We start from the raw sequence: 24,717 nt of genomic DNA, 5'->3' as shown, positions 1-24,717 counted from the left end.
ACAATTCCTATAGCATCTTTTTAAAAGGAGTTGTGCAAACGGTTGTTCAAAAGCCGAAAAAACCTTTAGGAGGAGTCAATTTTGAAAAAATATGTATCAGTTTTAGCTTCGTCACTTCTATTAGCCGGAGTGCTTGGCGCTTGTGCACCTGACCGTGAAGAAGGAGAAGGATCCACAGAGAATAACGGAGGATCCGGTGAAAGCACAGAAGAAGAGAAACCGGAATCACTAAAGGTATGGGTAAATGACAGTGAATCTCAAAAAGCTGCGTTAGATCAGATTTTTGAAAAATATACAGAAGAAACAGGGATTGAAGTTGATGTAACGCCGATGAATATGCTGGATCAGATTGAGGCGTTAAATCTTGATGGGCCCGCAGGAAATGGTCCAGATCTTTTCTTCCAGCCGCATGATCGCATCGGGAGTGTTGTTTTACAGGGACTAGCTGCTCCTCTTGACTTAGGGGATACAGAAGGTGATTATTCTGAAACAGCTATTGAAGCGGTAACATATGACGGAGAAATTTATGGTGCACCACTTGTAGTGGAAACATATGCTACTTTTTATAATAAAGATCTTGTAGATGAAGCACCTGTTACTGTAGAAGATTTAACAGCAGTCGCAGAAGAGCAGACAGACGAGGGAGCTGGAACTTATGGCTTCTTAATGGAAGCTGCTAACTTCTACTTCTCCTATCCTTTCTTTGGTGCTAATGGCGCTTATGTCTTCAATAATGAAGGCGGATCTTATGATGTTACGGACATTGGTCTAAATAATGAAGGAGCTGTGGCTGGAGGAGAATTAATTCAGTCATGGTATGAAAATGGTTATATTCCAATTGAAATTAACCCGGATGTAATGAACGGGCTGTTCACTGACGGCAAGGTTGCTACAGTTATCTCGGGTCCATGGAATATTCCTGCCTATGAGGAGGCTCTTGGCGACAGCCTTGGAACAGCAATCCTTCCAACTGTTGAAGGAACTAATGCCACTTCATTTGTTGGGGTAAAATCATGGATGGTGTCTGACTACTCCGAAAATAAAGAGTGGGCAACTGACTTAGCATTATTCATTACAAATGAAGAAAACTCAACGCTTTATTTTGAAGAAGCAGGCGAGATGCCGGCAAACCAGGCAGCTCTTGAAGGAGAAGCCGTTACTTCCAACGAGTTAATCTCTGCATTTGCAGAACAAATCCAGTATGGAACTCCAATGCCTTCAACACCTGAAATGCAGCAGGTATGGGATCCAATTAATAATGCGCTTCAATTCATCGCTCAGGGGAATGATGTTAAAGAAGTGCTTGATGAAGCCGTTCAAACAATTGAAGATAATATCGCAACTTCACAACAATAATTCACATTAAAAAAACCGGTGGATAGAAGGATTCCTTCTATCCACTGCGTTTTATAGGAAAAACTTTTCCTCTGGAAATACGCTAGGGAGGCGATGAGATGTCAGCTAATAATCCAACAGCCAGAAAAAATCATAACCCGAAAATAGCAATGGTCTTATCCATTCTGCTTGCAGGTTTAGGCCAGCTGTACAACCGCAGATATGTTAAAGGAATCATTTTTATCATCTTGGAAGTATCATTTATTGTAACCCTTGCTGAATTTATTAATTATGGAATTTGGGGGATTATGACCCTCGGTACGCTTCAGGGTACTGATCACTCGATCTTTTTATTAATTTACGGATTAATCTCAATTATTCTGATCGCCTTTGCGCTGACCCTTTACATAGCAAATGTCAGGGATGCAAAAAAAGATGCCATCAGAATCCGCAACGGTGAAAAAACGCCAACATTTAAAGAAGGCGTCAGAAATGTGTGGGATACAGGATTTCCTTATTTCTTTATAACTCCAGGCCTGATTATGCTTGCGTTTATTGTTATTCTTCCGCTTATGTTTACTGTAGCGCTTGCTTTTACGGATTACAGTCAATACACACAGCCTCCAAGAGCTTTGCTTTCATGGGTTGGGTTTGATAACTTTGCCCGTCTGTTTTTTGAAACGGGCGGTGCCGGAAATAATATTTGGCAAGACACATTTATCAGTGTTTTTACATGGACTATTGTCTGGACGCTAGTGGCGACTACACTTCAGATTTCTCTTGGGCTATTTTTGGCTTTACTTGTTAACGACCCTAGAATTAAGTTTAAACGCCTGATCAGAACAATATTAATTTTACCTTGGGCTGTGCCGGCATTTGTAACCATTTTAGTTTTTGCTGCTATGTTTAACGATCGTTTCGGTGCAATAAATACAGATATCCTGGCCTTATTCAATCTTTCCATCCCGTGGCTTCAGGATCCGTTTTATACAAGAATCGCGTTAATAATGATTCAGACGTGGCTTGGCTTTCCTTTTGTATTTGCTTTATTTACAGGAATTCTTCAAAGTATTTCGAAGGATTGGTATGAAGCGGCTGAAGTTGATGGAGCAAGCCGCTTTCAGAAATTCAGAAATATAACACTTCCGCATGTACTGTTTGCTACTGCACCGCTTTTGATCATGCAGTATGCCGGCAATTTTAATAATTTCAATATCATTTACTTATTTAACGAAGGCGGACCAGCTGTAAGGGGGCAGAATGCCGGCGGAACGGATATTTTAATTTCATGGGTATATGATTTAACGTTTGAATTAAATCAATACAGTATGGCCGCTGCCATTACAATTATCCTCGGCTTGATCGTAACAGGCTTTGCGATCTTCCAGTTTAGAAGAACACGCGCGTTTAAAGAGGAGGGGAATATTTAATGAGCCGTAAAGTGAAATCCAATGTAGAGGTCACACTAATCTATTTATTTTTAGCTTTTATGGCAATTGTGATCGGTTACCCTCTTCTGTGGACAGTAGGAATGTCTTTAAATCCCGGAACAAGCCTTTATTCAGCTCAGCTGATCCCGGATAACTGGTCGCTTGTGCATTATAAATGGCTTTTTACCGATCCTTCGAGCAACTATTTAACCTGGTATAAAAACAGTGTGATGGTCGCTGTCGCTAATGCATTTTTCTCTGTGGTGCTGACATCGTTTGTCGCATATGCTTTTTCACGCTACCGTTTTGTAGGGAGAAAATACGGGCTGTATGCATTTTTACTGTTACAGATGTTTCCTGCTATTATGGCAATGGTCGCTATTTACGTTATGCTGAACATGGTTGGGCTTTTGGACAGCTTAGTTGGGCTGACATTAATTTATATCGGAGGGCAAATTCCTTTTAATGCTTGGCTAGTAAAAGGATATTTTGATACAATACCTAAAGAACTTGATGAAGCAGCCCGTATTGATGGTGCTGGACATTTAGGTGTGTTTTTTAGAATTATGCTTCCTCTTGCAAAGCCGATTCTTGGAGTTGTCGCTTTATTCAACTTCATGGCCCCGTTTGTAGACTTTTTGCTTCCGCGTATCATATTACGAAACCCGGAAAATTTTACACTCGCATTAGGATTATTCAACTTCATCAGCAATCAGTTCGATAATAACTTCACCCGTTTTGCTGCAGGCTCCATTTTAATTGCTATTCCAATAGCAATCGTTTATCTTCTCTCCCAGCGCTTCCTGATTGCAGGGCTTACAGCGGGAGGAACGAAAGGATAACAGAAAAAATAGACTCTTTTGGCATGCTTGAAGTTAAAATTAAATAGAACGTTTCTAAGGCTTTAGCCATTGAAACAGAAGGAGGAGGAGCAGAGATGAGAAGAGTTAAAACAGCTCTTTTTCTCATCACTCTCCTTCTTTTTAATAGCGTTTTTACTTCAGGAGTAAATGCTGTTGAAAAGGAAGAGAGAAAGTGGCAGGATGAATCCATTTACTTTTTAATGGTTGACCGCTTTTCAAATGGCGACAATTCTAATGATTATCAAGTAAATACCCAGGACCCGTCAGCCTACCACGGAGGAGATTTTAAAGGGATTCAGAATCGTCTGGACTATATTGAGGAGATGGGCTTTACCGCAATATGGCTTACACCGGTTTTTCAAAATGAAGAGGGAGGCTATCACGGCTACTGGATTGAGGACTTTTATAACACAGAAGATCATTTCGGCACCATGGACGAATTTAAGGATTTAGTGAATGCAGCCCATGACAGAGACATTAAAGTGATTTTAGATTTTGTTGTAAACCATACAGGTCCGAACCATCCATGGGTTGATGATCCGGAAAAAGAAGACTGGTACCATGAAGAGCAGCCAATTATGAATAATAATGATCCTGAGCAGCTTGAAAATGGCTGGATCTACGGCCTGCCGGATTTAAATACCGAAAACCCCGAAGTGCGGGAATACTTATTTGATGCTGCTAAGTGGTGGATAGAGGAAACAGATATTGACGGCTACCGTCTGGATACGGTAAAGCATGTTCCAGTCGATTTTTGGGAGGGATTTTCACAGGAAGTTAAGTCAGTTAAAGATGACTTTTACCTTCTTGGAGAAGTCTATGACACGGATATCCGTAAAATTGCGGAATATGCTGATACCGGAATTGATGGTTTTGTTGACTTCCCGCTAGCCGAGCAAATGAGAGGTTCATTTCAAAATGTGGATCAGGATACCTCAAGATTATTTAATTATTGGGAGTACAATCAGCAGTTTTTTCCTGATCCGTATGTAATGGGAACCTTTATCGACAACCATGATATGTCAAGGTTCACTTATTTGGCGGTTGAAAATAATATGCTGCCTGTAACGAGATGGGAATTGGCCACCGCCTTCATGTTTACTGTGCCGGGAATCCCTATTATGTATTATGGTTCTGAGATAGCATTAAACGGAGGGGAAGATCCGGATAATAGGCAGTTAATGAACTTTAATCTTGATGAGGACTTAAAAAACTATATTGGTGAAGTGGGCCGTCTTCGACAGGAGCTGCCCGCTCTGACCAGAGGTACGCTTGAAGTACTCCATAACGATGACGGTATGCTTGTTTATAAGCGGGAATATGAAGATGAAACGGCAGTAATCGCCATCAATAATACAAGCCAAACGCAAACTGTCACCCTAAATACAGAGCAGCTGAGTGAAAATAATGAGCTGAGAGGCCTGCTTAATGGTGATCTTGTAAGAGAAGATGATAATAAATATACTATCGTACTGGATCGGGAGGTAGCTGAAATTTATGCACTTACCGGGAAAAGCAGCTTTAATTATGGTTTATTGGCTGGCATTGCAGCAGTATGGGTGTTCTTTATCGGTATGTTCATCTTTATGGCTAAAAGAGGCAAGAAACGCACAAAGTAAAGTCAGCAGCCGGTACAGCGGATGTGCCGGCTTTTGTCGGTTGTTATGTGAAAGCGTAAACAAGAAGGGGTGAGTGTATGTCAGTAACCATTAAGGATGTAGCTAAGTTTGCAAATGTAGCCCCCTCTACTGTATCAAGGGTTATTGCGAATAACCCCCGAATCAGCGATAAGACGAAGGAAAAAGTCCGAGCAGCCATGAAGGAGCTTGGATACCATCCGAATTTTATTGCGAGAAGCCTTGCCAATCAATCCACCCAGGTTCTTGGCCTGGTTACTCCAGGTTCTTCCGATGTATTTTTTCAAAATCCTTTTTTCCCAACTGTTCTTCGGGGATTAAGTGTAGGAGCGCATGAAAAGCAGTATGCCCTTCAAATGGTAACCGGACAAAATGATGAGGATATTTACAATGGAGTTATTCAAATGGTACAGGGCGGCCGGGTGGACGGGGTAGTGCTTCTTTATTCAAAGGTAGAGGATCGGATTCTTACGTATCTTAGGGAAAGAAATTTTCCTTTTGTGATGATCGGTAAGCCTTATAGCTTTGTAAATGAAATTACGCACGTGGATAATAACAATTTTCAGGCGTCTAAGGATGCAGCCAACTTCCTTCTTTCACTTGGGCATACACGGCTTGCTTTTATTGGAGGTGATGTCGATTTGGTGGTCACGGTAGAAAGATTAAAGGGTTATAAAAAAGCATTAGAAGAAGCGGATATACCAATTCGGCAGAATTATATTCTTCACCAAAGCTTTCTGCTTGAAGGCGGAAGGACGGCTGTGTGTGAATTAATGGAACTGCCTTTACATGAGCGTCCTACAGCATTGTTGGTTGCAGACGATTTAATGGCTCTAGGGGTTCTTAATACATTAAACAGTCTTGGTATATCTGTACCGGAAGATCTCTCTGTTTTAAGCTTTAATAATGTGCTATTCTCTGAAATGGCCAGGCCGCCTTTATCCTCTGTCGATATAAATATTTACGAACTGGGGTATCATGCTTCAAAGCATTTAATCAAACGGATTGAAAATCATGATGAACCCTTTAAACGCGTGATCATTGAGCATAAAATTGTTACAAGACAATCCACCGGACAAGCCTAAGATGAATGTAAAAACCCCTGAAAGAAAACAAATTGTTTTCCATCAGGGGTTTTTAGCTTATTTCATCTTTTTTGCTGCCTTATAGCCAATCATATTTATTGGGTCCTTTGGACTTGAGAAGGGTGGAGCGTAGGCAACTTCAATTTCCTGCAGGTCTAAAACTGTCATTCCGCTTGATATCGCAGTGGATAAAATATCCATTCTCTTATCTACACCGTCACTGCCTACTGCCTGACCTCCAAAGATCTTTCCGTCTATCGGAGAAAAGTGCACCTTTAAGCGCAGGTCAGAGGCGCCGGGAAAATAGCCGGCATGCTGTTTGGATTCGTGGATAACCGTTTCATACTCGATTTCCTTCTCTTTTAAATGGGCCTCATTTAAGCCAAGAGAGGCAGCATCTAGCGTGAAAACCTTGCATATCGATGTCCCTAGCGTTCCTTTAAACGGGACTGGACTGTGGGTAATATGCTTTGCTGCAACATAGGCCTGACGATGTGCAACCCAAGCTAAAGGAACCCGTTTTGGATCTCCTGTAATCAAATCAGTTGTTTCGATTACATCGCCTACAGCATAAATAGAAGGGTCACTTGTCTGCATGTACTCATTTACTTTAATGCCTGTCGTTTCCCCGATAGCAAGATTTGAGTGAACAGCAAGCTTTGTGTTCGGGGCAACGCCTACTGACAGAATAAGACAATCCGCTTCAATGGTACTGCCGTCTGTTAACGAAAGCGTGCGTCCATTATCATCTATCCGGCTGATTGTAAGGTCTTTGTGAAGATGGATTCCCTGAGCAATTAATTCGGCTTCTATTATTGCTGACATATCTTTATCTAAAACACTTAAAACATGCTCGGACCGTTGTATGAGTGATACCTCAAGTCCTCTGTTTTTTAGGTTTTCGGCCATTTCCACGCCAATAAACCCTCCACCTACGATACAAACACTTTTAAATTTATTAGCAGTTAGATCGTCATCAATTCTAAGCATGTCTTCATAAGCACGAAGCGTGTAGCAGTTTGCATTTGAAAGCCCCTGTATATCAGGAATGACAGGAGAAACTCCTGGTGATAGGACAAGCAGGTCATATTTTTCCGTATAGCGCCGCTGGTTATGATGGTCTAGCACGAGTAATGTTTTTTCTTCCCTGTCAATTGAAATTGCTTCATGGCTAAGCCTTACCTCTATGTTGCGGTCTTTTTGAAAGGACTCAGGCGTTGCGGCAATCAGCTTCTCCCGCTCCTTAATAAATCCTCCCAGGTAATAGGGCATCCCGCAATTTGCAAAGGACATAGTGCCGGATTTTTCTACAATAATAATTTCAATATCCTTATCCAGCATTCTAAGCTGAGAAGAGAAGGTCGCACCTCCTGCTACTCCACCAACGACTACGACTTTCTTTTTCATATGCTCCTCCTTATTTTGAAGCTGAATCCGGAAGTTTGTTCAAGAAGAAGATGGCGAGTGTGCCTGGACCTGCATGTGCACCGACAGCTGATCCAATTAATCCGGTAAAAAATTCTGTTGTTCCAAATTCATCAATGATCATGGTTTTAATTTCTTCGGCAAGCGGTTCATCATCGCCGTGGCTGATGCCGATAACCTGCTGATCCAACCCGTCTCCGCGCTCTTTCATTACCTCAATAATTCTTTTAAGCAGCTTCTTTTTGCCTCTAAGCTTTTCTAAGGGAACCAGCTTTCCGTCTTCAACATGGAGCAGCGGCTTAATATTTAACAGACCCCCAATAAATGCCGAAGCTCTGGTTACACGGCCGCCCTTTGCAAGGTAATCAAGATCTTCAACTGTGAAAAGATGCTCCATATGCTGACAATGAAATTCTGCTTCTTCTGCAACTGTATCCCGGTCTTTGCCTTCCTTCATAAGATCCGCTGCATATTTTACAGATAATCCATAACCGAGCGATGCGGACTTTGAGTCTATAATAACCAGATCTAAAGAAGGGTATTCTTCTTTTAATTGATCTCTTACCATAACAGCTGTCTGGTAGGTTCCTGATAACTCCGAAGAAAAAGCAATATACAGTCCCTTTCTTCCTGAATCGGCAAGCTTGATAAACTCTTCTTCCATCTGCTGGGGGCTGGCCTGGGAGGTTTTCGGCTGCTTGCCGTTACGGATGGCATCAAAAACATCCTTGGACTCAATTGTCACAAGGTCTTCGTATTCTTCTTTATCGATATGTACACGCAAAGGCAGGAGAACAATATCATGTTCCGAAAAGTAGTCCCTTGGCAAATCAGAGGCGCTGTCAGCAAATAATTGAAAATCCATTTTCATCATCCCTTTTTAGTCATTTATTTTAAGTTTAGCGATTATAGCGGGATTTTACAATGAAATGGTGTAGGAACCGGTGAATTAGGTAAATAAATAAAGAGGCGGAATAGGAGGGGAAGAATTGAAAAAACAAAAAGAATCATTTTCGCTTTCAAAAGTATCAAACGAAACAATATGGCTTGAGGTAAGAAAAATAATTGTTGTGATCATCGGTGCTGCTTTAAATGCCGTCGCACTGAATCTGTTTCTTATCCCGGCTAATGTTTTTGCCAGCGGATTTACTGGCCTGGCGCAGCTATTATCCAATATTTTTTATGAATTCACACCTATCTATATTTCAACGGGAATTTTGCTGCTGATTTTAAATATCCCGGCGATTATCCTTGGATGGATGCGGGTTGGCAGGATGTTTACGATTTACAGTATGATTTCTGTAGGCTTTACAACGATATTCCTGGCGATTATTCCAATCGTGGAGGTATCGCCTGATATTTTGCTAAACGCAGTTTTTGGAGGTGTTATAGCAGGAATAGGCGTAGGTTTCACCCTCAAGTGGGGTGCCTCGACCGGGGGGATGGATATTATTGCGATGATTTTATCCAGACTCCACGACAAACCGGTTGGTATTTATTTTTTCAGTATGAATTCAGGCATAATTTTAGCAGCGAGTTTTCTTTTTGGCTGGGAGCAGGGATTATATACACTTGTAACGCTGTATGTGTCTACACGTATGATTGATGCGATTCATACGAGACATGAAAAACTCACTGCCATGATCGTGACGAAAAAGACAAGCGAGGTAAAGCATGCGATTCATGAAAGGCTTGTCAGGGGGATCACGATCGTTCCTGCAAGGGGGGCCTTTACGGACGAAAGCAAGGAGATGCTGATTATTGTTATTACCCGGTATGAGCTTTTTGAGCTTGAACGCATTGTTCATAAAGTAGATCCTAATGCTTTTACGAACGTGATGCAGACAACTGGTGTATTTGGCTTTTTCAGAAAGGATGAGTAAAAAAATGCGGCCCCTTTTTTAAAAAGGGCCGTATTTTTATACAAGTTTTAGTCTTTGTTCCAGAAATAATGCAATTCCATCTTCATTGTTTGAAGCGGTGATTTCATTTGCAGCTGTCTGAACAGATTTAATGCCATTTTCCATTGCCACACCGATTCCTGCAAATTCAAGCATTTCAATATCATTATCTTCATCCCCAAAAGCGATAATACGGCTTTGCGGGATGGTAAGAGCATCGGCCGCTTTCCTGATTCCTACAGCCTTATTAAGCCCTTTTTTAACTAATTCGATTACATGCCACGGAGCGCCCCACCTGCGATGATCAATTACCTCTGCATGAACATCATCTAAATGGCTGCGAATAGTTTGTACATCTTTTTCATCCGCATGAATCAGAACGCTAGTAGGGCTCGCAGGAAGATAGGTTCTCAGGTCGCCTGTTTGAATGGCGGGGTTGCCGAAGCTGAAAATATCCAAAAGCTTTTCATCATGATAATGCAAATAAACGTCATCGAGTATTTCAGCAACAATATTGTGAAATTGGAAATCCTGACACGCTTCAACGACGTCCCTGACCACCCTTAAATCCATTGGTTCGTGAAAAACGCCCCACCTTTGATTCACCGGGTTATGCACAAATGCTCCATTAAAGTTTACGATTGGAGTAGTAAGGCCAAGCTCTTTATAATAGGCTTCACTCGCTCTGTATGGTCTTCCTGTTGCGATCATAACTTCGTGACCTTCTTCTTTTGCTTTAAAAAGAGTTGTTTTCGTTTTTTCAGAAATGATTTTTTCATCTGTCAAAAGTGTTCCGTCGAGGTCCAATACAATAAGATGCTTTTCCATCACCGTTCTCCTTTAGCTAGTCAAGTGTATTCTCCAGTAATTGTACCATTTTTCTTCCAAGATCACATTCTGTCTGTATGGGCAAATCACATGCCATTAATTGGGTTACATGGTACGATTAAAGAAGTGAACGAATTGCTGGGAGGAAATGCACGATATGATTTCAATTCAAAACGAAACGATCAAAGAAATCCCTTTACTGCATGTAGTGAAGGAAGAATATGCGGCTCAGCCTTTGCCGACTGTATTCTTTATACACGGGTTTACAAGTGCAAAAGAGCACAATCTGCATGTTGCTTATCTGCTTGCTGAAGAAGGCTTTCGCGTGCTTTTACCTGATGCGATGCTCCATGGTAAAAGAGGACAGAATCTAAATGAAGTTGTTTTAAGTACACGATTTTGGCAGATCGTTATTCAAACAATCGAGGAGCTTAACATTATAAAGAACGAATATGAAAGCAGGAACCTGATCGAGAAAGGCAGAATTGGATTAACCGGCTCATCAATGGGCGGGATAGTAACACTTGGTGCGCTGACGCAGTATGAATGGATTAAGGCTGCAGCAAGTCTCATGGGGGCGCCTGCTTATGTAGGATTCGCTAAAGCACAGATAAATCATTTTAAGAAAAACGGGTTCAGGCTTCCGATGACTGATGAGGAAATTGAAGAACAGCTGAAGGTATTGGCTGATTATGACCTGAGCCTCCATCCTGAAAAACTGAAGCAGCGGCCGCTTTTATTCTGGCATGGAAAAGCTGATACAGTCGTGCCGTATGAACCTGCGCATACTTTCTTTAAAACAGTGTATCCTCAATACGAGAATAAACCCGATAACATAAGGTTTATTACAGATGAAAATGCAGGTCATAAGGTTTCAAGAAAAGGAGTTCTTGAGACGGTAAAGTGGTTTAGCAAGCACCTTTAAACATAACATTTTCACCGGATTAAAAAGTCTGCTATGATGGTAAGTAGTAAATGGTATGAGGAGTGAGATAAATGGATCAGGAACTAAAAGAGAGCATCATGGGCGCTTTGGAGCAGGTCATCGACCCGGAGCTTGGGATTGATATCGTTAACCTCGGTTTGGTTTATGACGTCACTCAGGAAGAAGAAGGCAAAACAGAGGTAAAAATGACTTTGACTTCAATGGGCTGTCCGCTTGCTCCGGTTATTGTGGACCAGGTTAAGGCAGCGCTTGCTGATATCCCTGAAGTCGGCGAAGTGGATGTTAATATTGTCTGGACGCCAGCATGGAGCAAGGATAACATGTCACGCTATGCAAAGATCGCATTAGGAATTACCTGATAAAAAAGAGATTACGCGAAAATGCGTAATCTCTTTTTTTGAATTCACTTATTGCAGATAAAGAACAAGGAGAACAATTGGACCAACTGCTAGACAGTAGACCGCAAAATAAATTAAATTCCCTCTGGCCATAATATTCATAAACCACTTTAATGAAAAATATGAGGCGACTAATGACGCGAGAAATGCGAGCAAATAGGGAATCCACAAGTCAGCTAAATGCTCATTATTTAACAGATCTGACAAACTCAGCACAGTTCCTCCAAGGCTCACCGGAATGAAAAGCAGGAAAGAATATCTGAGCGCTGTTTCCTGGTGAATTCCCCGTGCCATTGCAGCTACGATGGTTGCACCGCTCCGGCTGATTCCGGGAATTAACGCAATTGCCTGTGCAAGCCCGATGATCAAAGCATCTTTTAAAGTCATTCCACCCTCACCGCGTTTACCCCTGAGATTTCTGATTAAAAACAAGGCGAGACCGGTAATCATAAGTGTTACTGCCACAATCGAAACAGTAGCTTCTGCTATGTAATCACCAAACACTACACCAATAACTCCTGCAGGGATCGTACCAATCAGCAGATAGATAATAAAATCAAATTCTGTCTTGTCCTCAGGATTTTTTGTTTTAATGTAGCCTAAGCCCCGCACGATGAGGCGCTTAATATCCTCACGGAAAATTAAGAGAACCGCAATAAGAGAAGCTGCATTGACAAGAAGCTCGAACGTAAAAGCGCCGCCTTCTCCACCTTCAATTTCGACCCCTAAAAAATACTGGGCTAAAAGCAAATGCCCGCTTGATGATACTGGGATCGGCTCAGTAAAGCCTTGAAATAAGCCTAAAAATAAATATTTTAATAATAGAAATAATTGTTCTGATTCCATAGAAACCTCCACTTACTCTCACTAATTTAGCACTAGTGTTTATTTAACCATCTAACCAAATCCAAGTAAAGCCAATTTTCTTTACAATTTCATGAAGACAGTGCTACGATGAGTAAAAGGTCAGTAAAGGTCAAAGAGGTGAAGTTAATGAAACTTGATGAAATGACGCATAAGGTTCAGGAAGCTATTGTAGGAGGTAAAGAACAAGCAATAGAGCATAAAAATTCTACCATTGAAACTGAACATATAATATTCGCTTTACTGAAAGATCACGAAGGACTTGCCCCGCAGATTTTTTCACGGGCTCAGGTGGATTTGGACGGACTGCTTAATACAGTTTCTGCCAAGATAGCAGGATTCCCAACTTTTGCTGGAGACAGCAGCCAGCTTGGCGCTCATTTATCGAATGAAGTTTATTCATGGTTTAAGTTTGCGGAGGAACCTAAGAAGGAGTATGGGGATGATTATGTTTCTGTTGAGCATTTAATTCTCGCTTTGATGAAACTTCCTTCTAATTCAACCGTTACCTATTTACAAACTAAAAACATTACCTTTTCACTAATAAAAGAATGCATTGATTCCATTAGAGGAGGAAGAAGAGTGACAACCCAAAGTCCTGAAAACACATATGAAGCATTAACAAAATACGGACGCGACCTCGTTGAAGAAGTCCGCAAAGGCAAAATGGACCCTGTTATCGGGCGCGACGCCGAGATAAGGCATGTTATTCGGATTCTCTCCCGGAAAACAAAAAACAATCCCGTTTTGATCGGAGAGCCTGGTGTAGGGAAGACAGCCATTGTAGAAGGCCTGGCTCAGCGGATTGTGAGAAAGGATGTACCTGAAGGCTTAAAGGATAAAACAGTGTTTGAGCTCGATATGAGCGCCCTTGTAGCAGGAGCAAAATTCAGGGGGGAATTTGAAGAAAGGCTTAAAGCCGTTTTAGCGGAGGTTAAAAAAAGTGAAGGCAGAATTCTGCTGTTTATTGATGAACTCCATACAATTGTAGGAGCAGGTAAATCAGAAGGGGCAATGGATGCTGGTAATATTTTAAAGCCGATGCTTGCAAGAGGAGAAGTACACTGTATCGGTGCCACGACTTTAAATGAACATAGACAATATATCGAAAAAGACCCTGCGCTTGAACGCCGTTTCCAGCAGGTGCTGGTACAGGAGCCGGATGAAGAGGATACGGTTTCCATTTTGCGCGGATTAAAGGAACGCTTTGAAATTCATCACGGCGTTAATATTCATGATAGGGCGCTAGTAGCTGCCGTCTCGCTCTCTTCACGTTATATAACGGATCGTTTTCTTCCGGATAAAGCGATTGATTTAATGGATGAAGCCTGCGCTATGATCCGTACAGAGATTGATTCCATGCCGCAGGAGCTCGATGAATCAACGCGTCGTGTTATGCAGCTTGAGATTGAAGAGGCTGCCCTGTCTAAAGAGAATGACTTAGCCAGCCAGGAACGACTTGCCGTATTAAGGGAAGAGCTTTCAAACCTGAGGGAAAAAAGCGATGCAATGCGCTCCAAATGGGAAGATGAAAAGCAGTCCATACTCATTCTTCAGCAAAAAAGAGAAGAGCTTGATCAACTAAGAAGAGAGCTTGAGGAAGCGGAAGGTGAGTATAACTTATCGAAGGCAGCTGAGCTTAAGCACGGAAAAATCCCTTCAGTAGAAAAAGATCTGAAAACACTTGAGGAGCAGGTAACAAGCCATAATAAAGAAGACAGGCTTCTTCGGGAGGAAGTAACAGAAGATGAAATAGCCAATATTGTAGCAAGGTGGACAGGGATTCCCGTTGATCGGCTTATGGAGGGCGAGCGGGACAAGCTTCTAAGACTTGAAGAAATCTTAACTAAGCGTGTAATCGGTCAGAACGAAGCCGTTACAGCAGTGAGTGAGGCCGTTATCCGCGCCAGAGCAGGCATAAAAGATCCTGACAGACCGATTGGCTCATTTATCTTTTTAGGCCCGACAGGAGTAGGGAAAACAGAACTTGCCAAAGCACTTGCCCACACCCTGTTTGACAGTGAGCAGCAGATGATCAGGATTGATATGTCCGAGTACATGGAAAAGCATGCTGTTGCAAGACTGATCGGAGCACCGCCGGGATATGTAGGATATGAAGAAGGCGGTCAGCTGACAGAGGCTGTAAGACGTAAGCCTTATTCCGTTATACTTCTTGATGAAATCGAAAAAGCGCATCCTGAAGTTTTTAACATTTTGCTTCAAATGCTCGATGACGGCCGCATTACGGACTCTAAAGGAAGAACAGTAGACTTCAGAAATACAATTATTATCATGACGTCTAATATTGGGTCAACCTACATGTTGGAAGACTCTCCAAATGAAAATAACCTTGTTAAAGATAGAGTGATGAAAGAGCTCAGAAATCATTTCAGACCGGAGCTGTTAAATCGGATTGATGATATTGTCTTATTTAATCCTCTCGGTCATGAGCAGATGAAAGGAATCGTTAGAAAAATGACTGAGGAACTCAGCGAGCGGCTGGCTGATCAGCATATTCATTTAGTAATTAATGAAGACGTAGCAGAATTTATCGCTGGAGCAGCCTATGATCCTTCATTTGGTGCACGGCCTCTTAAGAGATATATTCAAAAAGAAATTGAAACACTGCTCGCAAAAGAATTGGTGAAAGGGACTATTTTACCTCACCAAAAGGTTGAGCTGATACTTGAAGAAAACAGAATCAGAATAAAATAAAAAATCCTGATCCCTTTTTAGGGGATCAGGATTTTTTAATGCTGTTCCACATGCGGTTTTGGAATTACAGCTCCTATAATATAAAGCGCTATAGTTGTTGCCACAGCTATAATCGTAGCAGTGCCAAACTCATAAGCTACACCATTCATAGAACTAACTACGTACGTTGTCATATGAATCAATAGGAACGCCCAAATAAATGCCCAAATGTATGACATTACTGTCACCTCATTTCAAAAATAGATCGCTTTCATTCATCTAAGCTCTTTTACAATTTTACCACAGTTTTTTGTAAAATAAATAAAGAACTCAATAATTCCTCAGGGGCCGTCTAAAGATGGAAAGTTCGATAAAATTAAGATAAACTAAAAAGGCAGTGAAAAAATCTTCAGATTGATGATGAAGGAGTGAAATAAAATGGCAACTGATAAAACAATGGAATTCATGCAAATTGCCATGAAGTACCTGCCGGAAGCAAAGGAAAGAATGGAGCAGGCTGGAATCGAAGTTTCAATCGAATCCTTGCAGCCGTTTATGGGATTGTTTGCAAAAGCGATGAATGATGCCTATGAGCTTGGAAAAAAAGAAGCAGGAGAAAATAACTGAATAATTAACTGACAGGCCTGCAGCATATTATGCTGCAGGCTTTTGTATGGAAAATGGCGTTCTAATCGTATAATTCTTGAAATATTATTTGTATTGATATAATATTAGTACCAAGTCATAATAATAGCTAATATGTATGTTTTTAAATAAGCTAAACTAATAGAAAGAAGGAATTTTAATGCGTGCTGGAGCATGGGGAATAGGGAGATATATCCCTGCTAATGTGGTTACCAACGTGGATCTTGAAAAAAAGATGGATACTTCTGATGAATGGATTCGCACACGGACTGGAATAGAAGAAAGACGTTTTGCAGATGATGATGTGGATACTTCTGATATGGCTTATGGTGCTGCAGCGGAAGCATTAAGAAATGCAGGCGTAGACGCTGGTGAAATTGATTTGATTCTGGTTGCGACAGTTACGCCGGATCAGCCTTTTCCATCCGTTTCCTGCATGCTTCAGGAAAAACTAGGCGCTACGAAAGCAGCAGCCATGGACATTTCCGCTGCTTGTGCAGGGTTTATGTATGGGATGATTACTGCCCAGCAATTTATAGAAAATGGCGGCTATAAGCATGTCCTTGTCGTTGGGGTTGAAAAGCTGAGCAAAATTACGAACTGGAATGACCGCAATACTGCTGTCCTGTTCGGTGATGGTGCAGGGGCCATGGTATTAGGTCCTGTCAGCGGCGACAGAGGAATTCTTTCCTATGATCTTGGTTCAGATGGCACAGGTGGAGAGCATTTATACCAGGGGCCGGATGGTCTTGTCATGAATGGCCGGGAGGTATTTAAATTTGCTGTAAGACAAATGGGTGAATCCAGCATAAAAGTCCTTGAAAAAGCAGGCTTAACAAAAGAAGATGTCGATTACTTAATTCCTCATCAGGCCAATATCAGAATCATGGAAGCGGCAAGACAGCGCTTAGAGCTTCCAGTAGAAAAAATGTCGAAAACTGTAAATAAATACGGCAATACATCTGCAGCCTCCATTCCAATTTCATTGGTTGAAGACATTGAAAATGGAAAGGTAAAAGATGACGATCTTTTAGTGATGGTCGGATTTGGCGGCGGACTAACTTGGGGAGCAATTGCACTTCGCTGGGGAAAATAATACACTCATAGAAGGTACTTTCTAATACATTAAAAGATAATGAGGAGTTGACGATTAAGATGTCTAAACGTCGTGTAGTAGTCACTGGATTAGGAATGGTTTCTCCAGTAGGGAATGATGTCGAATCTTCCTGGAACAGCATTATTAATGGGAAATCCGGAATCGGTGAACTAACCAGACTGAACAAGGATGATTTTCCTGCAACGGCAGTAGGAGAATTGAAGGGTTTTACTATCGAGGATCATATGGAAAAGAAGGAAGCCAGAAAAATGGACCGTTTTACTCAGTATGCGGTAGTTTCTTCCAAAATGGCTGTTAAAGACGCCCAATTAGACATTAACGAGTCTAATGCGGATCGCATTGGTGTATGGATCGGCTCCGGTATTGGCGGCATGGAAACCTTTGAAAAGCAATTTGAAACTTTCTTAAATCGGGGCTATCGCAGAGTCAGTCCGTTCTTTGTGCCTATGATGATTCCTGATATGGCAGCAGGCCAGGTGTCAATCGCTTTAGGAGCAAAAGGAATGAATTCCTGTACAGTAACAGCCTGTGCCAGCGGAACGAATTCAATCGGAGATGCATTTAAGGTTATCCAGCGCGGGGACGCAGATGCAATGATCACTGGCGGTTCAGAAGCACCCATCTCTCAGATGGCAATGGCAGGCTTCATAGCTAATACTGCATTAACGTTAAATCAGGACGTTACAAAAGCAAGCCGTCCATTTGATAAAGACCGTGACGGTTTTGTTATGGGGGAAGGTGCAGGAATCCTCGTACTCGAGGAGCTGGAGCATGCAATCGCTAGAAACGCACCTATTTATGCAGAAATCGTAGGCTATGGCTCCACAGGAGATGCCTACCACATTACTGCCCCTTCTCCGGGCGGGGAAGGCGGTGTGCGTGCTATGAGACAATCCCTTGAGGATGCAGGCATTAGCCCTCAAGAAGTAGGGTATATAAATGCACATGGTACAAGTACACCTTATAACGACAAATATGAAACAATGGCGATAAAAGAAGTTTTTGAAAGCCATGCTTACCAATTAGCCGTCAGTTCAACGAAATCAATGACAGGCCATTTACTTGGAGCTGCCGGTGGAGTCGAGGCCATCTTTACTGTCCTTGCACTTAAGGATCAGGTTCTTCCGCCTACGATAAACCTTGATAACCCCGACCCTGAATGCGATCTGGATTATGTCCCGCATGAAGCAAAAAAAGCTGATATTGCAGTAGCGATGAGCAACTCATTAGGCTTCGGTGGCCATAATGCAACAATTGTTTTCAGAAAATGGGATCAGTAAAATAGAAGGCATTAAGGAGAGATGCACATAAAGTGCGTCTCTTTTTTTGTGATGAATGTATATTCATACGTTATATTGCAATATAATACAATATTATTCTTATATGTCTAAAATACGTAAAAAATTCTTAATAAATACAAAATATTAATCTGTGAAATTATTTTTTTAAATAGCTATTCATCCTGAAAAGCCAGCCATATCAACAAATTTTCAAAAAACTTAAAATATAAAATAAATAATTTAGCAAAAATAAGTTGAAATTGTAATCTCATTGTAATAGTATTTTATACAAATAATATAAATTGATTGAAAATAAGAAATATTAGAGGTGTTTAAATGGCTAGATCAAATACAGGACAAAGTGAGACACCGCTACTTGAGATTAAAGAGCTTCAAACAGGGTTTAAAATTGGTAAAAATTACTATAACGCTGTGGAGAAAGTATCCTTTAATGTCGATCGCCGAAAAATTGTCGGAATAGTCGGAGAGTCTGGCTGTGGGAAAAGTGTAATGTCCCTGTCCGTAATGCAGCTTCTACCTCAGGGAATTGGAAAAATAAGAGGCGGAGAAATTAAGTTTGAAGGAAGAAATATTGAAAAACTCTCTGAACGTGAAATGAACAAGATTCGCGGAAAAGAAATTTCAATGATTTTCCAGGAGCCGATGACAGCTCTTAATCCGGTATTCACTATAGGTTATCAGTTAGAGGAAGTCTTGCTGAACCATGAAAATATAAGTAAAAAAGAAGCGCGTTTAAAAAGTGTTGCTCTATTAAAGAGCGTAGGAATCCCACGCCCGGAAAAAATTGTAGACGAATATCCCCACCAGCTTTCCGGCGGAATGAGACAGAGGGTCATGATCTCCATGGCCATTGCCTGCCAGCCTAAGCTTTTAATTGCAGATGAACCTACCACGGCTTTGGATGTTACAGTCCAGGCACAGATTTTAGAGCTGTTAAAAGATATCCAGGAAGTAAATGATATGTCCATCATTATGATTACGCATGATTTAGGCGTCGTCTCAGAAATTTGTGACGAGGTCATTGTTATGTATGCCGGGAAAATAGTGGAACGTGCTGACGTTGAAGTATTGTTTGAAGACCCTAAGCACCCTTACACTCAGCTTTTAATGGGAGCAATCCCTACGATGGATGAAAGAAAAGAAAAGCTTGCAACTATTGAAGGACTCGTTCCTTCTATTCAGAATATGCCGCAGGTTGGCTGCCGTTTTGCAAATCGCTGCCCAAAGGCAATGCCTGAATGTGTAACGATCACTCCACAATTATTCGAAGATGATCCAAACCACGAAGTAGCGTGCCTGCTTTATGAAAACTCAAATACCATCAAGAAGCCTTTGGAAAGGGTAGTTGAATAATGAATAAAATCGAAGCAGAAAAAGGAATTTCTACTAAACCCAAAACAGATAAAGAAGTATTATTGGATATTCAAAATCTTAAAACCTATTATCCTGTAAAAGGCGGTTTTTTAAAGCGCACAGTCGGCAATGTAAAGGCGGTTGATGATATCTCCTTTACAATTAATAAAGGAGAAACGCTTGGACTCGTTGGAGAATCAGGATGTGGGAAATCAACGACCGGCAGAACCATTCTGCGCCTGTTAAAGCCGACTGAAGGCAAAATTATCTTTGAAGGAAAAGATATTACAACGATCAGCGGTACACGCCTTCGCAAAGCAAGACAGGATTTTCAAATGGTATTTCAGGATCCGTATGCCTCATTAAACCCTACCCAAAGTGTAGGGGAAATCATCTCTGAGCCGCTTAAAAATTATAAATCTATGAGTAAGAAAGACATTAAGGATGAAGTCATGGACCTTTTATCAAGGGTTGGACTTCCGCCGGAAGCTTATCACAAATACGGTCATGAATTTTCAGGCGGTCAGCGTCAGCGTATCGGGATTGCCCGTGCACTTGCGCTAAAGCCAAAGCTGATCATCGCGGATGAGCCCGTATCAGCGCTTGATGTGTCAGTTCAGTCACAGGTGTTAAATCTATTAAAAGAGCTTCAGGATGAATTTAAGCTAACATATTTGTTTATCGCACATGACTTGAGTGTGGTTAAACATATGAGTGACCGAATCGGTGTTATGTACCTTGGCAATCTGGTCGAAATTGCGACCAATGACAGTCTGTATGCTGAGCCGCTTCATCCGTATACGCAGGCTTTGATCTCAGCCATACCGGAACCAAACCCTAAGAAAAGAAAAAAACGTATCATTCTTCAGGGAGATGTTCCAAGTCCGCAAAATCCGCCAAGCGGCTGTCCGTTCCATACGCGCTGCCCTATGGCGAAGGAAGAATGCTCGAAGGTTAAGCCTATATTAAAGGAGGTGAAACCTGGTCATCACGTAGCATGTATTCTTTATTAACAAACAACTTATTGGGGGGAACAGAATGAAAAAGAAGCCGTTAGGATTACTGCTGGCTATAATGCTGGCATTGTCTGCATTCCTTGCAGCATGTAGTGGAGATAGCGCATCAGAAAATGACAACAACAATGAAAATGAAGCACCTGAAGGAGAAGAAGGGGAAGCTACTTCCGGCGGTACTCTGACCTACGGATTTGAAACTGCTCCTGAGGGCATTTTTAATCCAAACTTTTATGGTATTGCGACTGACGCTGAGATTCTTACCTTAACTGATGAGTCTCTAATTACTTATGATGAAAACCTTCAGCCTGAGCCAGGGATCGCTTCTTGGGAAACTGAAGATAATAAAGTCTTCACATTTACATTCGAACAGGGTGTAATGTGGCAGGATGGCGTTGAACTGACTGTTGAAGACTGGGTATTTGCTATCGAGACACTTTCAGACCCTGACTACGATGGTTCACGGTATACAAATGTAGAAACTATTGAAGGTGCTCCTGCATACCGTGCTGGTGAAGCAGACAGCATTTCAGGTCTAAATGTAATTGATGAGTATACAATTGAAATTACATTTGACGAAGCTCGTGTTAACAACCTAGTAAACCTATGGTCTTATCCTTTGTCACGTGCTCAGTTTGAAGATATTCCTGTAGCTGAAATGTCAGCTTCTCCACAGGTTCGTCAAAACCCAATCGGACTTGGACCTTTCAAAGTTGAAAGCATTGTCCCTGGTGAGTCAATGCAGCTTGTTAAGTTTGAAGATTACTGGAGAGGCGAGCCGAATCTTGATAGCATCGTCGTTCAGGTTCTTGACAGTTCAACTGTAGTTGGCGCATTAGGCCAAGGTGATATTGATATGATTTCTCTTGCTCCAGTTAACGGCGAAGAAGTAGAAGCATTGGATAATGTAGAAGTTATTACATATCCAGGTCTCTCTTATTACTACATTGGCTTTAAACTTGGAACATTCAATGCTGAAACAAATGAAATTACAGAAGATAAAGAAAAATATGCTGATGTAAACCTTCGTAGAGCAATGGCTCACGCAATCAACCGTCAGGAGTGGATCGATGCATTCTTCTTCGGTTACGGTACTCCAGTTGATGGACCGGTTCCATCAAACCACTGGATTGCCGCAGATTCTTCTGAGCTAACAGCTTATGAGTATGATCCGGAGAAAGCAAGAGAACTTCTTGCAGAAGCTGGATATGAGGATACAAATGATGACGGATTTGTTGAAGATCCAAACGGAGAAGAATTTGTTGTTAAATTCTCTCATTACCAAACAACTAACCCGACATTTGAAACTCGTGCACAAGCGATTGTTCAATATTGGCAGGAAGTTGGAATTCAAGCAGAAGTTGAAATGACAGAAGTTAACCTTTACTACGATATGGTTGAAAAAGATGACCCGGCTATTGAAACATTCTTTGGTGGATGGAGTACAGGATCTGACCCGGATCCAACTGGACTATGGGGATCAGATAAAATCTGGAACTACCCACGTTACAAAAATGAAGAGTCTGACAAATTGCTTGCTGATGCTCTTAACTTAGAAATTGTAGGCGATGACGAGCAGGCACGTGCAGACATTTACGCAGAATGGCAGAAGCTGATCTCTGAAGATGTTCCTATGATCTTCATTAGTGAATTAGAAGAAATTGTTGCACATAGTGATCGCGTTCAAAATGTAACTTATGACGTATCAGGTCCTAACAGCCCTCATGAGTGGTCTGTAACAGACTAATTAATTTGCAGTAATGTTAGATAAGGAGAATTAACATGCTAAAGTATACCATTCGCCGTTTAATCGGCATGATTCCAATGCTTCTCCTTATCTCCATAGTAGTGTTTCTCCTGGCTAAAGCAATGCCAGGAGATTCTCTCTCTGGAGAAATTGATCCGAACAACACTAACCCGCAATATATTGCAGAGATGAGAGAGAAATTAGGCTACAACGATCCTCTTCCTGTTCAATATTTCAATTGGATCAGTTCTTTTGTTCAAGGTGACTTTGGAAAATCAACACGATATAAAATGCCAGTCTCAGATTTAATTTTGGAAAGATTGCCTAACACAGTCTTTCTTGGAGTAACCTCACTTGTTATCACCTATATCTTAGCCTTTGCAATGGGGATTTTTGCCGGTAGGAAGCCCTACACCATCGGTGACCATCTTATCGGGGGCATAAATTATCTTGGATTGGCCATACCGTCCTTTATCGCGGGGGTTTTCGCGATTTATATTTTCTCCTTTAATTTAGGGTGGACTCCATACGCCGGGTCAGTCGATATTCGTATACCACAAGGTACGTTTGATTACTGGATGAGTCGTCTTCACCATGTAATTATGCCGGCTATAGTACTGGGAGCGTTGGCTACTGCAAGCTATACGCAGTTTTTGCGTAATGATATTATAGAAAACAGTCGCAAGGATTTTGTCCGGACTGCCCGTGCAAAAGGGACCTCGACCTCTAAAATTTATAATGTTCATATTTTGCGCAACTCGATCATTCCATTAATCACATTTCTTGGCTTTGATATAGCAACGATCATAAGCGGGGCAATTATTACTGAGACGATTTTTACTTATCCGGGAATTGGACAGTTATTCCTGACCTCGGTAACTTCTAATGATTATCCAACAATGATGGCGATCACACTGCTGTTGTCGCTATTAACGTTAGTTGGAAATTTAATTGCCGACATTTTATATGGTGTAGTTGATCCAAGAATTCGTCTAGATTAATGAAGGAGGAGTAAAAATGGTGAACGTTACTGCAGGAACCGCTAAACCCCAGGAAAAATCCATTAATATGTCTCCTTTTGCGATTGCAAGACGGAAATTTCTTCGCAATAAGCTGGCAATGATTAGTAGCTTTTTCTTGTTAACGGTTATTATCTTTTCTTTTCTTGCGCCATATATCACGACGCAGGATATTACCAAGGTCAATATTAGTCTAATGTCTTTAGAGCCCGGCGGAGAACACGTCCTCGGTACCGATAAATCCGGGCGGGATGTATTTACCCGCTTACTGTATGGTGGAAGAATTTCATTAGTTGTCGGTTTTTCATGTACTGCACTCGTTATTCTGTTTGGAACAGTGGTAGGTTCAATTGCAGGATTTTATGGCGGTGTAGTTGATAGCATACTAATGCGCTTTACAGACTTTGTGTTAAATTTTCCATTCCTTGTATTTGTTATCGTCTTAAATACGATTCTTTTTGGGATAGTAAATGGCTTGTATGTATTAATCGGAGTGATCAGTCTCCTTAGCTGGGGAGGAGTAGCTCGTATTGTCAGGAGTAAGATACTCGCTGAGAAAGAAAATGAATATATCCTGGCTGCCATCTCTATTGGATGTAAGCCCTCAAAAGTCATCATCAGGCATCTGCTGCCAAATGTACTTTCTACGATTATTGTACAGGCAACCATTTTATTCGCCAGCATGATCGTAGCAGAGTCAGCTTTAAGTTTCCTGGGTTTTGGTGTACCGCAATCGATTCCTAGCTGGGGGAATATGCTTTCAGCGTCACAGGAAGCAGATGTACTCCGGGATAAGCCATGGATCTGGATGCCGCCGGCTATCATATTGGTTATAACAATACTCTCCATTAATTTCATTGGAGAAGGCTTAAAGGATGCATTTAATCCGAAATCACAAAGATAATAAAAAAGACGTATGGCCCGGTTTATGAGGCTATGCGTCTTTTTATTTTAGCAGAGACTTAAAATCATTTTAGAAACGTGAGGAGAACGGAGCGAAATGCGACGTCTATCGCAGGATGAAGAGGGAGCTCGAGATACACTAGCGAAGCAAATTAGCTCACCCCGCCCGAGGAAGCGTCGGTTTGAAGCAGAGTGTATAGAATATAAGAGCTT

22 protein-coding genes are annotated in these 24,717 nt (G+C 41.5%); 17 read left to right on the top strand and 5 right to left on the bottom strand.

All coding sequences use genetic code 11. The features are described 5' to 3' along the window. Positions 1 to 81: 81 nt before the first annotated feature. The 5 genes from C4B60_RS02995 (at position 82) to C4B60_RS02975 (ending at position 6,350) form a co-directional block, all read left to right on the top strand. Positions 82 to 1,356 (top strand): sugar ABC transporter substrate-binding protein, encoded by a 1,275-nt coding sequence (locus C4B60_RS02995; protein ID WP_104056508.1) that lies wholly within the window; start codon positions 82 to 84, stop codon positions 1,354 to 1,356. Positions 1,357 to 1,454: 98 nt separating this feature from the next. Next, positions 1,455 to 2,765 (top strand): carbohydrate ABC transporter permease, encoded by a 1,311-nt coding sequence (locus C4B60_RS02990; protein WP_104056507.1) that lies wholly within the window; start codon positions 1,455 to 1,457, stop codon positions 2,763 to 2,765. Further along, positions 2,765 to 3,607 (top strand): sugar ABC transporter permease, encoded by an 843-nt coding sequence (locus C4B60_RS02985; protein ID WP_104056506.1) that lies wholly within the window; start codon positions 2,765 to 2,767, stop codon positions 3,605 to 3,607. Before C4B60_RS02990 ends, C4B60_RS02985 begins: the two co-directional genes overlap by 1 nt. 95 nt (positions 3,608 to 3,702) lie before the next feature. Then, positions 3,703 to 5,247, top strand: a complete 1,545-nt coding sequence (locus C4B60_RS02980; RefSeq protein WP_104056505.1) for an alpha-amylase family glycosyl hydrolase — start codon at positions 3,703 to 3,705, stop codon at positions 5,245 to 5,247. A gap of 77 nt (positions 5,248 to 5,324) precedes the next feature. Beyond that, entirely contained in the window at positions 5,325 to 6,350 is a 1,026-nt protein-coding gene (locus C4B60_RS02975) for a LacI family DNA-binding transcriptional regulator (protein WP_104056504.1), read from the top strand. 57 nt (positions 6,351 to 6,407) lie between these two features. Here C4B60_RS02975 and C4B60_RS02970 read toward each other — a convergent pair whose 3' ends face one another. Both C4B60_RS02970 and C4B60_RS02965 read right to left on the bottom strand, forming a co-directional pair. Further along, complete coding sequence (locus tag C4B60_RS02970) at positions 6,408 to 7,757, bottom strand: CoA-disulfide reductase (RefSeq protein WP_104056503.1); 1,350 nt, start codon at positions 7,755 to 7,757, stop codon at positions 6,408 to 6,410. 10 nt (positions 7,758 to 7,767) lie between these two features. Continuing rightward, the gene (locus C4B60_RS02965; RefSeq protein ID WP_104056502.1) at positions 7,768 to 8,640 is read right to left on the bottom strand and encodes a DegV family protein; all 873 of its coding nucleotides are present in this window, start codon (positions 8,638 to 8,640) and stop codon (positions 7,768 to 7,770) included. 124 nt (positions 8,641 to 8,764) lie between these two features. Here C4B60_RS02965 and C4B60_RS02960 point away from each other — a divergent pair, with 124 nt between their 5' ends. Continuing rightward, positions 8,765 to 9,658, top strand: a complete 894-nt coding sequence (locus tag C4B60_RS02960) for a YitT family protein (protein WP_425331141.1) — start codon at positions 8,765 to 8,767, stop codon at positions 9,656 to 9,658. A 36-nt stretch (positions 9,659 to 9,694) separates the two neighbouring features. Here the strand turns inward: C4B60_RS02960 and C4B60_RS02955 are convergent, their stop codons facing one another. Further along, a complete protein-coding gene (locus tag C4B60_RS02955) occupies positions 9,695 to 10,504 on the bottom strand; it encodes a Cof-type HAD-IIB family hydrolase (RefSeq protein WP_104056501.1) in 810 nt (269 codons plus the stop codon). 157 nt (positions 10,505 to 10,661) lie between these two features. Here C4B60_RS02955 and yjfP point away from each other — a divergent pair, with 157 nt between their 5' ends. Beyond that, positions 10,662 to 11,429 carry an esterase gene (gene yjfP / locus C4B60_RS02950; RefSeq protein WP_104056500.1) on the top strand — a complete coding sequence of 256 codons (768 nt, stop codon included), beginning with the start codon at positions 10,662 to 10,664 and terminating at the stop codon, positions 11,427 to 11,429. Positions 11,430 to 11,500: 71 nt separating this feature from the next. Further along, the gene (locus C4B60_RS02945) at positions 11,501 to 11,809 is read left to right on the top strand and encodes a metal-sulfur cluster assembly factor (protein ID WP_104056499.1); all 309 of its coding nucleotides are present in this window, start codon (positions 11,501 to 11,503) and stop codon (positions 11,807 to 11,809) included. Between the two features lie 48 nt (positions 11,810 to 11,857). Here the strand turns inward: C4B60_RS02945 and C4B60_RS02940 are convergent, their stop codons facing one another. Next, positions 11,858 to 12,694: an undecaprenyl-diphosphate phosphatase gene (locus tag C4B60_RS02940; protein ID WP_104056498.1), complete on the bottom strand. Its 837-nt coding sequence runs from the start codon at positions 12,692 to 12,694 to the stop codon at positions 11,858 to 11,860. 147 nt (positions 12,695 to 12,841) lie between these two features. Between C4B60_RS02940 and clpB the strand changes: the two genes are divergently transcribed. Then, the gene (gene clpB / locus C4B60_RS02935) at positions 12,842 to 15,427 is read left to right on the top strand and encodes an ATP-dependent chaperone ClpB (RefSeq protein WP_104056497.1); all 2,586 of its coding nucleotides are present in this window, start codon (positions 12,842 to 12,844) and stop codon (positions 15,425 to 15,427) included. Positions 15,428 to 15,462: 35 nt separating this feature from the next. On the opposite strand, the gene C4B60_RS02930 is transcribed toward clpB, so the two are convergent. Next, positions 15,463 to 15,645, bottom strand: coding sequence for a YjzD family protein (locus C4B60_RS02930; RefSeq protein WP_104056496.1), 183 nt, complete (start codon positions 15,643 to 15,645; stop codon positions 15,463 to 15,465). Positions 15,646 to 15,844: 199 nt separating this feature from the next. Here C4B60_RS02930 and C4B60_RS02925 point away from each other — a divergent pair, with 199 nt between their 5' ends. The 8 genes from C4B60_RS02925 to opp4C all read left to right on the top strand — a co-directional run bounded on the left by C4B60_RS02925 (position 15,845) and on the right by opp4C (position 24,505). Continuing rightward, the gene (locus C4B60_RS02925) at positions 15,845 to 16,033 is read left to right on the top strand and encodes a ComZ family protein (protein ID WP_104056495.1); all 189 of its coding nucleotides are present in this window, start codon (positions 15,845 to 15,847) and stop codon (positions 16,031 to 16,033) included. A gap of 178 nt (positions 16,034 to 16,211) precedes the next feature. Beyond that, positions 16,212 to 17,147: a beta-ketoacyl-ACP synthase III gene (locus C4B60_RS02920; protein ID WP_104056494.1), complete on the top strand. Its 936-nt coding sequence runs from the start codon at positions 16,212 to 16,214 to the stop codon at positions 17,145 to 17,147. Between the two features lie 59 nt (positions 17,148 to 17,206). After that, positions 17,207 to 18,448, top strand: coding sequence for a beta-ketoacyl-ACP synthase II (gene fabF, locus C4B60_RS02915; protein ID WP_104056493.1), 1,242 nt, complete (start codon positions 17,207 to 17,209; stop codon positions 18,446 to 18,448). A gap of 336 nt (positions 18,449 to 18,784) precedes the next feature. Beyond that, a complete protein-coding gene (locus tag C4B60_RS02910; protein WP_104056492.1) occupies positions 18,785 to 19,822 on the top strand; it encodes an ABC transporter ATP-binding protein in 1,038 nt (345 codons plus the stop codon). Continuing rightward, a complete protein-coding gene (locus C4B60_RS02905) occupies positions 19,822 to 20,835 on the top strand; it encodes an ABC transporter ATP-binding protein (protein WP_104056491.1) in 1,014 nt (337 codons plus the stop codon). Before C4B60_RS02910 ends, C4B60_RS02905 begins: the two co-directional genes overlap by 1 nt. A 25-nt stretch (positions 20,836 to 20,860) precedes the next feature. Next, positions 20,861 to 22,582, top strand: a complete 1,722-nt coding sequence (gene opp4A / locus C4B60_RS02900; RefSeq protein WP_104056490.1) for an oligopeptide ABC transporter substrate-binding protein — start codon at positions 20,861 to 20,863, stop codon at positions 22,580 to 22,582. 35 nt (positions 22,583 to 22,617) lie between these two features. Continuing rightward, a complete protein-coding gene (gene opp4B / locus C4B60_RS02895) occupies positions 22,618 to 23,583 on the top strand; it encodes an oligopeptide ABC transporter permease (RefSeq protein WP_104056489.1) in 966 nt (321 codons plus the stop codon). A 16-nt stretch (positions 23,584 to 23,599) separates the two neighbouring features. Beyond that, complete coding sequence (opp4C, locus tag C4B60_RS02890) at positions 23,600 to 24,505, top strand: oligopeptide ABC transporter permease (protein ID WP_104056488.1); 906 nt, start codon at positions 23,600 to 23,602, stop codon at positions 24,503 to 24,505. The last annotated feature ends 212 nt before the right edge of the window (positions 24,506 to 24,717 follow it).

The organism is Jeotgalibacillus proteolyticus (assembly GCF_002926065.1).
Lineage (GTDB): Bacteria > Bacillota > Bacilli > Bacillales > Jeotgalibacillaceae > Jeotgalibacillus > Jeotgalibacillus proteolyticus.
Note: the sequence above shows the minus strand (reverse complement) of the source record. Positions and strands in the feature narration are given on the sequence as shown.

Bases quoted from the DNA above. Each gene is read 5' to 3' on its own strand.
- C4B60_RS02985 (WP_104056506.1), top strand. From the start codon at position 2,765: ATGAGCCGTAAAGTGAAATCCAATGTAGAGGTCACACTAATCTATTTA.
- C4B60_RS02955 (WP_104056501.1), bottom strand. From the start codon at position 10,504: ATGGAAAAGCATCTTATTGTATTGGACCTCGACGGAACACTTTTGACA.
- C4B60_RS02965 (WP_104056502.1), bottom strand. From the start codon at position 8,640: ATGGATTTTCAATTATTTGCTGACAGCGCCTCTGATTTGCCAAGGGAC.
- C4B60_RS02980 (WP_104056505.1), top strand. From the start codon at position 3,703: ATGAGAAGAGTTAAAACAGCTCTTTTTCTCATCACTCTCCTTCTTTTT.
- opp4B (WP_104056489.1), top strand. From the start codon at position 22,618: ATGCTAAAGTATACCATTCGCCGTTTAATCGGCATGATTCCAATGCTT.
- C4B60_RS02940 (WP_104056498.1), bottom strand. From the start codon at position 12,694: ATGGAATCAGAACAATTATTTCTATTATTAAAATATTTATTTTTAGGC.
- C4B60_RS02920 (WP_104056494.1), top strand. From the start codon at position 16,212: ATGCGTGCTGGAGCATGGGGAATAGGGAGATATATCCCTGCTAATGTG.
- C4B60_RS02925 (WP_104056495.1), top strand. From the start codon at position 15,845: ATGGCAACTGATAAAACAATGGAATTCATGCAAATTGCCATGAAGTAC.
- C4B60_RS02910 (WP_104056492.1), top strand. From the start codon at position 18,785: ATGGCTAGATCAAATACAGGACAAAGTGAGACACCGCTACTTGAGATT.
- C4B60_RS02970 (WP_104056503.1), bottom strand. From the start codon at position 7,757: ATGAAAAAGAAAGTCGTAGTCGTTGGTGGAGTAGCAGGAGGTGCGACC.
- opp4A (WP_104056490.1), top strand. From the start codon at position 20,861: ATGAAAAAGAAGCCGTTAGGATTACTGCTGGCTATAATGCTGGCATTG.
- C4B60_RS02905 (WP_104056491.1), top strand. From the start codon at position 19,822: ATGAATAAAATCGAAGCAGAAAAAGGAATTTCTACTAAACCCAAAACA.
- fabF (WP_104056493.1), top strand. From the start codon at position 17,207: ATGTCTAAACGTCGTGTAGTAGTCACTGGATTAGGAATGGTTTCTCCA.
- C4B60_RS02945 (WP_104056499.1), top strand. From the start codon at position 11,501: ATGGATCAGGAACTAAAAGAGAGCATCATGGGCGCTTTGGAGCAGGTC.
- yjfP (WP_104056500.1), top strand. From the start codon at position 10,662: ATGATTTCAATTCAAAACGAAACGATCAAAGAAATCCCTTTACTGCAT.
- C4B60_RS02990 (WP_104056507.1), top strand. From the start codon at position 1,455: ATGTCAGCTAATAATCCAACAGCCAGAAAAAATCATAACCCGAAAATA.
- C4B60_RS02975 (WP_104056504.1), top strand. From the start codon at position 5,325: ATGTCAGTAACCATTAAGGATGTAGCTAAGTTTGCAAATGTAGCCCCC.
- clpB (WP_104056497.1), top strand. From the start codon at position 12,842: ATGAAACTTGATGAAATGACGCATAAGGTTCAGGAAGCTATTGTAGGA.
- opp4C (WP_104056488.1), top strand. From the start codon at position 23,600: ATGGTGAACGTTACTGCAGGAACCGCTAAACCCCAGGAAAAATCCATT.
- C4B60_RS02930 (WP_104056496.1), bottom strand. From the start codon at position 15,645: ATGTCATACATTTGGGCATTTATTTGGGCGTTCCTATTGATTCATATG.